General features: G+C 38.1%; 14 protein-coding genes. 9 read left to right on the forward strand and 5 right to left on the reverse strand.

Translation table 11 applies throughout. The features are described from left to right. Window positions 1-95 precede the first annotated feature (95 nt). Window positions 96-1,031 carry an alpha/beta hydrolase gene (locus ABC357_RS08100; protein ID WP_412887010.1) on the forward strand — a complete coding sequence of 312 codons (936 nt, stop codon included), beginning with the start codon at window positions 96-98 and terminating at the stop codon, window positions 1,029-1,031. Window positions 1,032-1,117: 86 nt separating this feature from the next. Here ABC357_RS08100 and ABC357_RS08105 read toward each other — a convergent pair whose 3' ends face one another. Both ABC357_RS08105 and ABC357_RS08110 read right to left on the reverse strand, forming a co-directional pair. After that, entirely contained in the window at window positions 1,118-1,426 is a 309-nt protein-coding gene (locus ABC357_RS08105) for a DUF3784 domain-containing protein (protein ID WP_412887011.1), read from the reverse strand. 288 nt (window positions 1,427-1,714) lie between these two features. Next, entirely contained in the window at window positions 1,715-2,503 is a 789-nt protein-coding gene (locus tag ABC357_RS08110) for an undecaprenyl-diphosphate phosphatase (protein ID WP_412887012.1), read from the reverse strand. A gap of 270 nt (window positions 2,504-2,773) precedes the next feature. Between ABC357_RS08110 and ABC357_RS08115 the strand changes: the two genes are divergently transcribed. From ABC357_RS08115 to ABC357_RS08125, 3 genes are all read left to right on the forward strand, one after another. Beyond that, window positions 2,774-2,974, forward strand: coding sequence for a hypothetical protein (locus ABC357_RS08115; protein WP_412887013.1), 201 nt, complete (start codon window positions 2,774-2,776; stop codon window positions 2,972-2,974). A gap of 155 nt (window positions 2,975-3,129) precedes the next feature. Next, window positions 3,130-3,444 carry a hypothetical protein gene (locus ABC357_RS08120; RefSeq protein ID WP_412887014.1) on the forward strand — a complete coding sequence of 105 codons (315 nt, stop codon included), beginning with the start codon at window positions 3,130-3,132 and terminating at the stop codon, window positions 3,442-3,444. A 155-nt stretch (window positions 3,445-3,599) separates the two neighbouring features. Continuing rightward, window positions 3,600-4,097 (forward strand): hypothetical protein, encoded by a 498-nt coding sequence (locus ABC357_RS08125; protein ID WP_412887015.1) that lies wholly within the window; start codon window positions 3,600-3,602, stop codon window positions 4,095-4,097. 452 nt (window positions 4,098-4,549) lie between these two features. Here ABC357_RS08125 and ABC357_RS08130 read toward each other — a convergent pair whose 3' ends face one another. Next, window positions 4,550-4,825: a hypothetical protein gene (locus ABC357_RS08130; protein ID WP_412887016.1), complete on the reverse strand. Its 276-nt coding sequence runs from the start codon at window positions 4,823-4,825 to the stop codon at window positions 4,550-4,552. 133 nt (window positions 4,826-4,958) lie between these two features. Here ABC357_RS08130 and ABC357_RS08135 point away from each other — a divergent pair, with 133 nt between their 5' ends. The 3 genes from ABC357_RS08135 (at window position 4,959) to ABC357_RS08145 (ending at window position 7,974) form a co-directional block, all read left to right on the forward strand. Next, a complete protein-coding gene (locus ABC357_RS08135) occupies window positions 4,959-5,450 on the forward strand; it encodes a GNAT family N-acetyltransferase (protein ID WP_412887017.1) in 492 nt (163 codons plus the stop codon). Between the two features lie 173 nt (window positions 5,451-5,623). Continuing rightward, on the forward strand, window positions 5,624-6,328 hold the full coding sequence (locus ABC357_RS08140; RefSeq protein WP_412887018.1) for a metallophosphoesterase family protein: 705 nt from the start codon (window positions 5,624-5,626) through the stop codon (window positions 6,326-6,328). Between the two features lie 143 nt (window positions 6,329-6,471). Beyond that, a complete protein-coding gene (locus ABC357_RS08145; RefSeq protein ID WP_412887019.1) occupies window positions 6,472-7,974 on the forward strand; it encodes an amino acid permease in 1,503 nt (500 codons plus the stop codon). A 191-nt stretch (window positions 7,975-8,165) separates the two neighbouring features. Here ABC357_RS08145 and ABC357_RS08150 read toward each other — a convergent pair whose 3' ends face one another. Continuing rightward, a complete protein-coding gene (locus ABC357_RS08150; RefSeq protein ID WP_412887020.1) occupies window positions 8,166-8,315 on the reverse strand; it encodes a hypothetical protein in 150 nt (49 codons plus the stop codon). Between the two features lie 228 nt (window positions 8,316-8,543). Further along, window positions 8,544-9,095 carry a hypothetical protein gene (locus ABC357_RS08155; RefSeq protein ID WP_412887021.1) on the reverse strand — a complete coding sequence of 184 codons (552 nt, stop codon included), beginning with the start codon at window positions 9,093-9,095 and terminating at the stop codon, window positions 8,544-8,546. Window positions 9,096-9,591: 496 nt separating this feature from the next. Between ABC357_RS08155 and ABC357_RS08160 the strand changes: the two genes are divergently transcribed. Further along, on the forward strand, window positions 9,592-10,506 hold the full coding sequence (locus ABC357_RS08160; protein ID WP_412887022.1) for an alpha/beta hydrolase fold domain-containing protein: 915 nt from the start codon (window positions 9,592-9,594) through the stop codon (window positions 10,504-10,506). Window positions 10,507-10,600: 94 nt separating this feature from the next. Then, window positions 10,601-11,269: an HAD family hydrolase gene (locus ABC357_RS08165; protein WP_412887023.1), complete on the forward strand. Its 669-nt coding sequence runs from the start codon at window positions 10,601-10,603 to the stop codon at window positions 11,267-11,269. Window positions 11,270-11,598 lie beyond the last annotated feature (329 nt).

The raw sequence follows: 11,598 nt of genomic DNA on the forward strand, positions 1-11,598 counted from the left end.
TTTGGATAGATAAGGGTACGCTACAGCTTTGTTTATTACGCTTGCTCATTTCTTTTGTTATAGTAAAAGAAGCAACGAAGGAGAGGAGTATGGAAATGGCTGACTCGTTTTATATGGCAGGAGCAAAAGGAAAACAGATTTTTGTGAGAAAATGGGGCTCTGAACATCCAAAATCTGTCATTGTTATTATGCATGGAATGAACGAACATTCCAAGAGGTATTCTTCTTTGGCTGAATGTCTAAACCAGAGAGGCCACACGGTGTTTGCAGCAGATCTTCGTGGTCATGGGAAAACTGCTGATAGCATAGAAAAGATCGGATTTTTGGATGAACATGGTTTTCAACATATAATGGAAGATATATGTATACTCATAGAGAATGTCCAAAAAGAATATCCGAAAAAACCGGTGTTCCTCATTGCCCATAGCATGGGCTCCTTTATAGCGCAACGATTTATACAACTTTATGGCAATCGGATCGACGGGGCTGTCCTGGTAGGAAGCGGTGGAAAAAGGCCGGATGCAAAAGCAGGCGCATTTATGGCTTCCGTATTGAAAAAATGGAATGGCGACAAACGATCGACTTTTCTCGAAAAGCTCATTTTCTTTGGGTATAATGCCCGTTTTGAAAAACGGACCTCGTACGATTGGCTATCGAGAGATCAGAGAATTGTTGATGATTATATATCCGATCCATATTGTGCACATGTATTTCCACCCAGTTTTTATGTTCAATTCTTAACATTAATCCAACAAATTGCGGAACCGAAAAATGTGAACAAGGTATCTAATGCCCTTCCTTTACTTATTATATCGGGCAGTCAGGATCCGGTAGGCAAATATGGAAAAAGTGTATCTAAGTTGGTGCGGCAATATGAGAAACATGGAATGGAAGATTTGAAGTATACATTATATCCGAATGGGCGCCATGAAATATTGAATGAGCTAAATAAGGATGAAGTAATGGAGGATATTTCTAATTGGCTGGATATGCACAGAGTTGATGAACAAACCGTGAAGAAGAACACCTAATGGAAAAGGCATAGCATCAAACAAGCCTTCCTGAGCTCATTTACGTCGTGAAGCTAAAAAGCATGGCAAATAGGTTTTTTATTGGTCTAAAATCGGAATCGCCAATAATTAGAAATAACTATCATCATAATGATATATATACCAATTATGTATTTATAAAACTGTAAAGCGGCTCCACCGAAAATCAGAAGGGATAAAGGAATGGAGATAACGATTATTCCTAATATGATTACGGTCAATCCCGTTCTCGTAGTATACTTATTCTTATCGCCATAGAAATGCTTATCACTATAACCGATGAGTAACGTTAACATCTTTTTTACCCCAATTAAATAACCTAAATAAATTATACATATTCCTGCACCTAGTGTAGCAATCGACCGTAAAGTGTCCATCAAATCAACTCCATTTTTTTACATAGGATATGTTAAGTACGTTTTATACTGAATAAAGTTTCACATTCTTTATATGTAAGACACAGCAACGCATTAAATGAGGGAATAAATCTATGGCTGAATGGGGATTACATGTTAGACGAAAAAATGGGAGGATAAAAGGGCATGTTTTAAGGGAGAGTCAAGAGTATAAGAATGGGAGTTTATTTGCAAGGTTGTTCATGTACGGCATTGAATTATACTCAGTAAGAGTGATCGTCATTTAAACCGATCACTCTCTTTTTGATATTACAGGATAAAAAGAGCAAATAAAACGGCCAATAGTATTCTGTAATAAGCAAAAGCGCTCAAGCTTACTCTTTCCAATAATTTAAGGAAGGATACTACTGCTAGCATCGCTACGATAAAAGCAGTTATGAAACCAACGATGAAAACAGGTATGTTTCCACCGGTAATAATATCGATATTTTTTAAGAGATCTAAACCGGTTGCACCGATCATGACAGGCAATGCGATTAAAAAAGAAAACTCCGCAGCTGTTTTCGGATTGGCTCCGACAAGGAGGCCGCCTGAAATGGTCGATCCGGCTCTTGAGAAGCCAGGTAGAACCGCGAATATCTGGAATAGTCCAATTTTAAATGATTGCATGTATGTGAGCTGATCAATGGTTTCCGCTGTAATTATCTTGTTTTTCTTGTCTGCATAAATCATTAAAAAGGCTCCAAGAATGAGAAAAGTCAATACATAGGCGGGTGAAAAAAGTGTTTTAATGAAATCATGGAATACGACTCCGACTAATCCAGCTGGAAGAATGCCTAGGAAAACGTGAATGATATTGAATCGCTTGTTGTCCTTTTTTAACGTTGCCGGATTCAATAACGATACGTAACGTTTCCAGTAAAGAAAGGCAATGGCCAGCATTGACCCGAGTTGGATAACCACTTCAAAAACAGAAGCTGATTTTCCTTCAAAATGAATGATGTGCCCCACCAAAATCATATGGCCGGTTGATGAAATCGGCAGGAATTCGGTAAGGCCCTCAACGATTCCCATAATAATGGCTTTTACTATATCCATAAAAACGTACCTCTCAATCACTTGTTATGAACTTCTGTTTACATTCAGCTCATTATCGCACTCTGTTGCAAAGGGAGTGTTTCATTTTTGTAAAGATTCTGTAAAATAGGGGGGGGTATATCTATGATTTACTGTTTATTCCCCTTGGATGGTTGTGCATTTATTGAAAAATCAGAAAATAAAAGGTATGAGAGCGTATTATTTCCCCGTATAGAAAAGATATATTAAAATAGTAGTAGGGAGAAATACTTATATAAAAGGGGTATCATTATGAAAACACTTCTGCGCAATGCTGCCTACCTTATTTGGATTGTAGGCATCACATTTTTTATTATGTTTTTATGCGGTCGTTGTGGACTATCATTTATAAATGAAATTTTGGTTGGATGTCTATCATTGTTTTTAAGTGGTTTGATTGCTTGGAAAACTTCCTCTGATCTATTAGTAGAGGAAGAGCAGCAACAACCTTAGAAGAGCATTTCCGGAAGGAATGCTCTTTTTTTACAGAGGACGCACATAGTTTTTGCTTTTAATATGGTCTCGCAGCCGATCTTTATATATAATGAAGCAAGAAAGTTTGCCGTCAGAATGAAGGCATCCGGCAAATCTGCCGGAAGGGGGCGACTATGATTATTTCTTTAAGAAACCTGTCAGGGGAGCGGAAAAAATATAGAGTGCTTGATATACGGCCGCGCGTCCGCCAATTGATATATGTGATTGAGCCACCGTTCAAAAAAATGGAGGAAGAACGCCAATCAGGCTCCAACAGATATAGAGATCTTGAGTTCGATCGTATCTATGAAATATACAGGGTGCACAATACTACTCAGATTTTGATAAGGGACAACGTAGGCAGCATTGTACATTTATATCGAAGCCAGTACAGAATAGTTGAGGAATTGACAGCAATAGAAAGCACTCTATTGGATAAACATAGATAACACAACCAGTTAGCTCTTCCATATAAGGATATACTTGTATTCTTCCTTATTATCTTCCAAACAATATTTCCTTCATGTATAGTTAGAATAAAGCGGAGTCAGGCAATAAAGTATTATAGGATGCTCTTTTATTACGTCTGAGGGAGTGACACATATTGGCAATCGATGCAGCCTTTTTAATTATGTTCATGATGTTTTATTTTTGGTACAGATACGTTAAAATCAGAAATCGGAAAAATACTCAGCCTCTTCAATGGGAAACGTGCCAATTCGAAATGCATTCGGATGTTTATGGAACAATGAATATCGGGAATCGTAAAATACCGGTTTATCAACCGGGGATTATGCATCATGGTGACATAAGAATGCATATTGCTGTGCAAAAAAACGGAATCACTCTTTTAGACATTCGATTGAAGGAAGAATCCTTAATGGCCCAGGTACCAGTCCATATTGCCATAATGGAAGATAAAATGGACTATATGGTCGGGTTGCTGGACTGTTTCTATTCGGAAGGAAACATACGGAAAGAGGAATATGACTGGTCAAATCTTCATGTTAAAAACATTCGGCAGCTAAATAGAATGATTGGGCATGGCTGGATTACACCAAACTCTGAAGGCGCGTATATATGGAAAAAAACAATAAGTTAATATGTACATATAACCGTGAACCTCCTCTTATCAGGAGGTTTTTCCTATCTTACTCGCCAGAAGAGGGACACATAACAGAGAATGCCGGTAAAATGCTGCAATCGCGAGTGAATCCGATGTTGCATTATCCTTAAAATTCTAATAATTCAGCTTTTAGAGGGGCAATACATTCAAAGCTTCTGTTATCAATAGAATATCTTTCTTTATTTCCTCCCGCAAAAGAGGATCCGGACATGTATAATACTCATCAACGAGTAGTTTTAGTTCATAGGTAAATAGGCATGCTTCTGAATATACCATAACAAAAAGCACCTCCGGTTAGGGTATAAGACTTAAAAACATTGTTTATTTTATCACAATTAAACGATATATATACTAATTTACCCACAAAATAGAACTATTTAACTATTTTTATTTTATTTTTTGATAGTCAAAAAGTATTGTGTATTTCCTTAGTGTTGAACATTACTGTCTTCACATTCCATGAAAAAGTCTTCAGGGAAATACGAAAACAAAATGCTTTTCGTTTTTATATTGATTTTGGGCTTCATTTCCCACCCAAGATCTAAAAACTCCACCCCCTCTTCCTTACAATCATTGATGGCACCTAATTCGTTTTCTTTGTCAATAATGACTGCACGGCAATCGTTTTGGCTGACAAAGACACTGAATTCTTCATACATGGTTAAAGACCAATCATTTTGTGAATTGAAATCGATAAGCTGCATTCTTTTCCCTCTCTTTATCGTCTTTTTAGTAAAATGAAAGAATAGCATTGGCATGAGGAAGGGTCAATGATGGATTCTGTAGAATGGCATAAGAATAATAGGATTCATTAGAATAAGGGAGCGTGAAAGATGGATGAATATAAGAGAAGCGACAATTTGCGATATGGAAGCTGTATACTTAATGGGCTATGACGCATGGGGAGATAATAGGCAAATAAATGAGTATTTAGACATGTGCAGACAATCAACAAAGTATCAGCGAGGACAATGGTTTGTATTGGAATGCAGTGAAACAGGAAATTTGCTAAGTTCATTGATTGTATACGATTTAACTCAGCAGGAAGGGCGTATACATAAAGGAATCGGTTCAATCGCTACCGCGCCGCCTGAGCGCTGTAAAGGTTTAGCTGCTACTTTGCTAAAGGGCGTTATGGAAAGAATGGAATCGGCCCACCAAGATGCACTCTTTTTTTTATACAGTGATATCGGCACGGATTATTATTGTAAGCTTGGTTTCAAGGTTCTGGATGACCATAACCAAAAGTATAAAAGCCATATTTGCATGTGGTATTCAAGTAATGATCACTTAGATTTTATGACAAAAGAGATACCTGATTATTTCTAAAATGAAATTGAAATCGATTATCTGACTTAGATATGCCAGGCAGTGCTTGTTAGAGATGTTGACGTTAAGCGTCTATGAATGAATTTGCATCGATAGATTGATATAATGAGCTCCTTCCAGTAGCGGAATGGACCTATTGATAATATCACCTCAGGAACAGGAGAGTATATTATATGAGAAAACTATTTATAAGTGATATTCATGGATGTTTCAATGAAATGAACATGCTGTTGAAGCAATCGGATTTCGACCCAGCAGTCGACCAATTGATTGTGGGTGGGGATTTAATTGATAGAGGCCCTGATTCGGCTAAAGTGTTGGCATATATGAAAGGACTCCAAGAGAATAATCCGGATAAGGTGATTGTCCTTTTGGGTAACCATGAAGATATGCTGAACATGTATATTAAGGGGATTAATACAATGTGGTTGGGGCACGGAAAGGAAGCCATCCGGAGCTTTAAGGAATATTTTACAGATGAGATGCTTCAAGAACATATAGAATGGTTGTTCCGTCAGTCTGTCATATACGGCGATGATGAGTTTGTGTATGTCCATGCAGGTATTATTCCCTCTTATGCATTGAACGATCAGCCAAGGGAGGAGGTTCTGTGGATGCCATATAGCAGAAGTGGAGTCCGTTTCTCGGCATATGGAGTAGAGGAAATTCTCCGGGTAACGCATCAGCGGAAAGTAGTCCATGGGCATACTCCAACTGCATCCATTAAAGATGATGGTGCCCGAATTTGCTGTGATTTGGGGGCCGGCGTATACAAGGATAGAGCAAAATTGGCATTGGCAGATCTTTCAGGCGGTTTTTATTATTACTATGACTTTAGCGAGAAAAAAATAAAAACGGCAAAAATCCTTTCCATATAAATAACAAAGGCTCCTTCTGCTATTTTTATAGTTATATAACAATAAATCCCTTCTTTTCATCGTTTTTTATACGTTTAACATCTTGTTAAAAGAGGAAAAGGTTATCCATATAAAAAATGAATACACAAAAGAGGGTAAAAGTCATGAATGATGTACAAAGTTCCTCTGTTATTGCAGAACCAATCAATAATAACGGAACTACAGTTGCAGTAATTGGGAAAAAGAAATTGGAAAGAAAACTTAAATCTCGGCACCTTATGATGATTTCTTTAGGTGGGACCATCGGTACCGGGTTATTTCTGGCAAGCGGAAATGCAATCCATATTGCTGGACCAGGAGGAGCATTGCTTGCTTATAGCCTGGTTGGAATTATGGTCTTCTTCTTAATGACAAGCTTGGCGGAAATGGCGACATATATGCCTGTATCGGGGTCGTTTAGTACGTACGCTGCCAAATTCGTAGATCCAGCTTTGGGATTTGCTTTAGGATGGAACTATTGGTTTTCGTGGGCGGTTACAATTGCTGCTGAATTATCCGCTGTGTCACTAGTCATGAAATTTTGGTTTCCTGATGTGAATTCGCTCGTATGGAGTGCAGGATGTTTAGCAGTCCTCTTTTTATTAAATGTTTTGTCCGTAAAAAGTTTCGGTGAATCGGAATATTGGTTTGCATTAATCAAAGTTGTGGCTGTCATATTTTTTGTTGTGACGGGCATTTTAATGATTTTGGGCATTTTTGGTGGGGAAGCGATCGGTTTTAAAAATTTCACAATCAAGGATGCACCGTTTAATGGAGGGTTTATGACGGTGTTCGGCATTTTTATGGCAGCCGGCTTTTCCTTTCAAGGAACTGAATTGCTCGGTGTGGCAGCGGGAGAAAGCCAAAACCCGCGAAAAACCATCCCATCGGCAGTAAAATCTGTATTTTGGAGAATTTTATTGTTTTATATATTGACTATTCTAGTTATTGGGTTAATAATCCCTTATACTAATCCGAATTTAGCTTCTACAGATGATGTAACCATTAGCCCGTTCACACTTGTTTTTCAAAAGGCTGGGTTTGCGTTAGCTACTTCTGTGATGAATGCCATCATTTTAACATCCATCTTATCTGCCGGTAATTCAGGCTTATACGCAGCAGCCAGAATGCTATGGAACCTTTCAAAAGAAGGGAATGCCCCTCGTTTCCTAGGCAAAATTAATAAAAGGGGGATTCCGATGAATGCTTTGATTGCCACTTCTCTCGTAGGTTGCTTGGCTTTTCTATCGTCTCTATTCGGAGATGGGGTTGTGTATGTTTGGTTATTGAATGCATCGGGATTAACGGGATTCATCGCTTGGGCAGGCATTGCGATCAGCCATTACCGTTTTAGAAAAGCCTTCCATGCACAAGGGAAGCACACCGATGATTTAATCTATAAAGCAAAATGGTATCCGTTTGGCCCTATCTTTGCCTTGATTCTTTGCCTTATTATTATCCTAGGCCAAAACTATTCTGCTTTCGCCGGGGATTCGATTGATTGGCACGGATTATTGGTCTCCTATATTTCGTTGCCGATTTTCTTGGGATGCTGGATAGGGTATAAATGGAAATATAAAACCAAAGTCATTCCCCTTAATGAATGTGATCTTGAATATAAAGGATAATGGAAAGAGACGCTTCGGGCGTCTCTTTTTCTATGGAAAATTTCTCGGGAAAGCGCAGGATTAGACAGGAAGGTCACATTGAAGTAGAAATGTGTAGATTCATGTTCAGAGAAAAAAGACGGATCTATCTGGCTTTACATCAGAAAATATATCATGCTTTCGACATTAGTCTTAGATTAAGAATAGTGCCATTATCTAGTCAGACGTTTAATGAGATCACTGATTCCATTAGCTGATATAAGAATCAGAATCAGGATTACAATCATAGTTAAGGAAAGGATTCTGATAGAACTTGGAATAGCAATCCACTTGGCCAGTATTTTTGAAGAAAAACGGTTCATTTCATCTCTCCTTATCTGCAGTTAATTAAGTAAGAGTTTGTTCTCTACATATGATAGATTCTTGTTCTGTTTTTCACTCTATTAAATATAAATAGAGTGTGAGGGGGAGTTTGCAATGAATCTTATCAAAAAATGTTTTAGTGATTATTTTTTTATTTGGCTGTTTTTCCTGGTAATCGTTCCAATCGCGTATACAATAATCAATCTATCTATTAAATAAGTGTATGACTAGTTCGTTAAAAATGTATAAAGCAACCAGGTGTTATTAAGCCGTTTAAAGGTCAGCTCAAATTCTACACGTTGTTGAAGAGTATAATCAGTTTTAGAAAACGGTACAATAATCATATTTTTATCTTTTGAATTATAAAAGGGTGAATTAAACTCCAGCTTGAAAGAATCAGCCGTATTTTCATTAAACATCATTGTTTGGCGATATCCTGTGGATGTTGAAATAATTGCGTGGGCTTTTACGTCTATTGAAAGATTAGGGTGAAGGACTGTTTTCAAGAGTGTATACTCTTTATTTTGCATGGCGAGGATTGCTGTATACGTTTTATTTATTACGGCTTTTAAATCTTCCGGTGGCAGACAATGTTTGTATGTTGAGCTTAGGTGGCTATTTTTCTGCCTTAACGATTCATTTTCCTTTTTCAGATTTCGGATTTCTTCCTTCAATTCCGAAGAGGTTTTGAAGAAATTTTTCTCCTTAGTACTCGCAGTGCCGGAATTAGAGCACCCCATCAATAACAACAACATAATCAGCACTATAATTCTTTTCATTGTTTTCTCCTTTTTGAATCATATTGAAAATTTTACCAACAACTATATGCATTTGCAATGCTTGATTGTAAGTAGAGGATTAGGAAGTGTACATGATGGAAATTTTTATATTTTTCTAAGATGTATCTCCTTCCAATCAATCCATTTTAAGTAATGGAAAGATGGGCAACTAATGAATGGACCTAGTTTCTTCTATAATAATACGTATGGGGGTGGACTAAAAAAGAATAGAAGGTCTTCTGAATTCACCTGCATGGAGACCTGTTTTCCTGGGTTCAAATATGGGAAGCTATGACAATCATCATGACCCATGGAATAAGTGCATTAGGTCACTATCATATTCAGTTAGCGGTAAATACCGGTGCAGTCATCATGGGCAGTTAACGTTTATTGGTAGCCATATACATAGGAAAAAAGATATAAATCAAAGAAAGAAAGAAAGAGAACTGAACAATAAAATTGTGCGTAAGGAATTGAATCAAAAGGGGGTATGGAGATGCGTTCGATAGGCAGTTTTCTCTTTGCCGCAGGTTTAAAAATCATGAATAGAAAACAGTATTGGGAAAAAACAGAAGAGGAATTTCTTGACGCCATCAGGAAAAAAAGAGAAAAAGGGACAGAATCCCCCCCTAAATGGGTCATAAAAAGAAAGAATAGTCAGCGCTGCGAATGGGAAGGCCATATTTACTATAGGATTCATTCGTCCAAAAGAAAGCCCGTTCCGATTATCTTCTATTTTCATGGAGGAGGATATGTAAATAGGATCACTTTCTTTCACTGGACTTTTTTGCGAAAGATTGCCAAAAAAGCGGAAGTAGAATTCATTGTGCCATTATACCCATTGGCTCCAACATTTCAGCACGCTTATACATTTTCTTGGATTAACCATTTATACTCTTTTATTACTGAAGGAAAGAAGTGTCCAGTTATTATCATGGGCGATTCGGCTGGGGGCGGGATGGCACTGGCGTTTGCCCAGCTTCTCAAAGTGCTGAAAAAGGATCCGCCCCAGAAAATTATCCTGATTTCTCCTTGGTTGGATGCAACACTTACACATCCCAGCCTGAAAAAGTTGGCGGAAACAGATTTTTTTCTTGCTCTTCCGGGACTCAAGTCAGCAGCCGCTTTGTATGCAGGGGATTGCCTGGCAGACAGATGCCATTTAGTAAGCCCTATTATAGGAGACCTTGATGTCGGACCGCTTTGCGTGATAGGAGGCAGCCATGATCTTCTTTCATGTGATGCCAGAAGGTTAATCAAGATAGCTGAAATACGGAATATCTTTGTCGAATATGTTGAGTTCCCAGGGATGATGCATGTTTTTCCACTCTTTTTCTTTCGGGAATCCCGCCAGGCACGGAAGTGGATCGTGGAAAGGATAAATGCCAGTGGCAACCGGAGGAGTGATTGAAGCAAGCTGTCAGCATGCTATAATGGTATAGATAATAAAACGATACAATATAGAAGAGACTGTGCCCTTAAGCAGTAAAAGGAGAATGGAAAACGTGATAAAAGCAATCATTTTCGATTTTGACGGATTGATCATCGATACTGAGACTATGTGGTATGAAGCCTATAATGAAATGTTCAGAGAAAACTCGTCTGAACTATTACTTGAAGAGTTCGTAAATTGCATCGGCACTAGCGATGAAGCACTGGATGAAGTCATCCAGACACGCCTTGGCGGCCATGCTAGTTTAGTGGATATAAAAGAAGGAGCCGCACTAAAGCACCAGGAAAAAATGAAGGATCCTGTTGTCCGTGAAGGAGTGGAAGCATACATTGATGCAGCCCGGGAAGCCGGATATAAATTGGCTATTGCTTCAAGCTCCTCATTAGAATGGGTCTCCTCATTTCTGGATCAGGCGGGCTTAAAAGACAAATTCGATTTTTTCACAACAAAGGATGAAGTGGAAAAAGTGAAACCTTCACCGGAATTGTATCTTAAGACTCTTGATAAATTGCAAGTGGAGCCAAGTGAAGCGTTGATTTTTGAAGATTCATTAAATGGATTAACTGCTGCCCTTGACGCAGGGATTGCTTGTGTCGTAGTGCCCAATCCTGTTACTGGATCCTTACCTTTCAAAGGGCATGCATACAGACTGGAATCTATGGCTGATATGCCTCTTGCCGATCTAATAGGGATTGTTGAAAAAGCAGGAGAAAGAGTATAAGAACGCCTATGATTCAATAAGGATTTTAAGCCAAATCAATTCATATTGATTTGGCTTTCTTTCTTTCCCAATAATACTGAATACCGGCTGTCGTTTCCTGTCAATATAGATGGAAAAATAAAGAAATTTTTTTCTGTTCCTTCAAAAATAATGTGCTATAATTAGCAAATGTAATTAACCGGAAATAGATTGTCCTTCTTTGCGCAATATGGATCGATGTATAAACAAACAACATACACTGGAATGTTCCCTTATTTTTACATGTGTAGAATAATTATCCGAAAAATGTTTGCGTATACCTGGAAACGGGTAAAGTAAATGTATACAAA

The organism is Bacillus kalamii (genome assembly GCF_047238185.1).
GTDB lineage: Bacteria > Bacillota > Bacilli > Bacillales > DSM-1321 > Bacillus_AD.

What these genes read in the sequence shown, in the direction of transcription:
- ABC357_RS08100 (WP_412887010.1), top strand. Translation starts at nt 96, where the DNA reads ATGGCTGACTCGTTTTATATGGCAGGAGCAAAAGGAAAACAGATTTTT.
- ABC357_RS08105 (WP_412887011.1), bottom strand. Translation starts at nt 1,426, where the DNA reads ATGGACACTTTACGGTCGATTGCTACACTAGGTGCAGGAATATGTATA.
- ABC357_RS08110 (WP_412887012.1), bottom strand. Translation starts at nt 2,503, where the DNA reads ATGGATATAGTAAAAGCCATTATTATGGGAATCGTTGAGGGCCTTACC.
- ABC357_RS08115 (WP_412887013.1), top strand. Translation starts at nt 2,774, where the DNA reads ATGAAAACACTTCTGCGCAATGCTGCCTACCTTATTTGGATTGTAGGC.
- ABC357_RS08120 (WP_412887014.1), top strand. Translation starts at nt 3,130, where the DNA reads ATGATTATTTCTTTAAGAAACCTGTCAGGGGAGCGGAAAAAATATAGA.
- ABC357_RS08130 (WP_412887016.1), bottom strand. Translation starts at nt 4,825, where the DNA reads ATGCAGCTTATCGATTTCAATTCACAAAATGATTGGTCTTTAACCATG.
- ABC357_RS08135 (WP_412887017.1), top strand. Translation starts at nt 4,959, where the DNA reads ATGAATATAAGAGAAGCGACAATTTGCGATATGGAAGCTGTATACTTA.
- ABC357_RS08140 (WP_412887018.1), top strand. Translation starts at nt 5,624, where the DNA reads ATGAGAAAACTATTTATAAGTGATATTCATGGATGTTTCAATGAAATG.
- ABC357_RS08145 (WP_412887019.1), top strand. Translation starts at nt 6,472, where the DNA reads ATGAATGATGTACAAAGTTCCTCTGTTATTGCAGAACCAATCAATAAT.
- ABC357_RS08150 (WP_412887020.1), bottom strand. Translation starts at nt 8,315, where the DNA reads ATGAACCGTTTTTCTTCAAAAATACTGGCCAAGTGGATTGCTATTCCA.
- ABC357_RS08155 (WP_412887021.1), bottom strand. Translation starts at nt 9,095, where the DNA reads ATGAAAAGAATTATAGTGCTGATTATGTTGTTGTTATTGATGGGGTGC.
- ABC357_RS08160 (WP_412887022.1), top strand. Translation starts at nt 9,592, where the DNA reads ATGCGTTCGATAGGCAGTTTTCTCTTTGCCGCAGGTTTAAAAATCATG.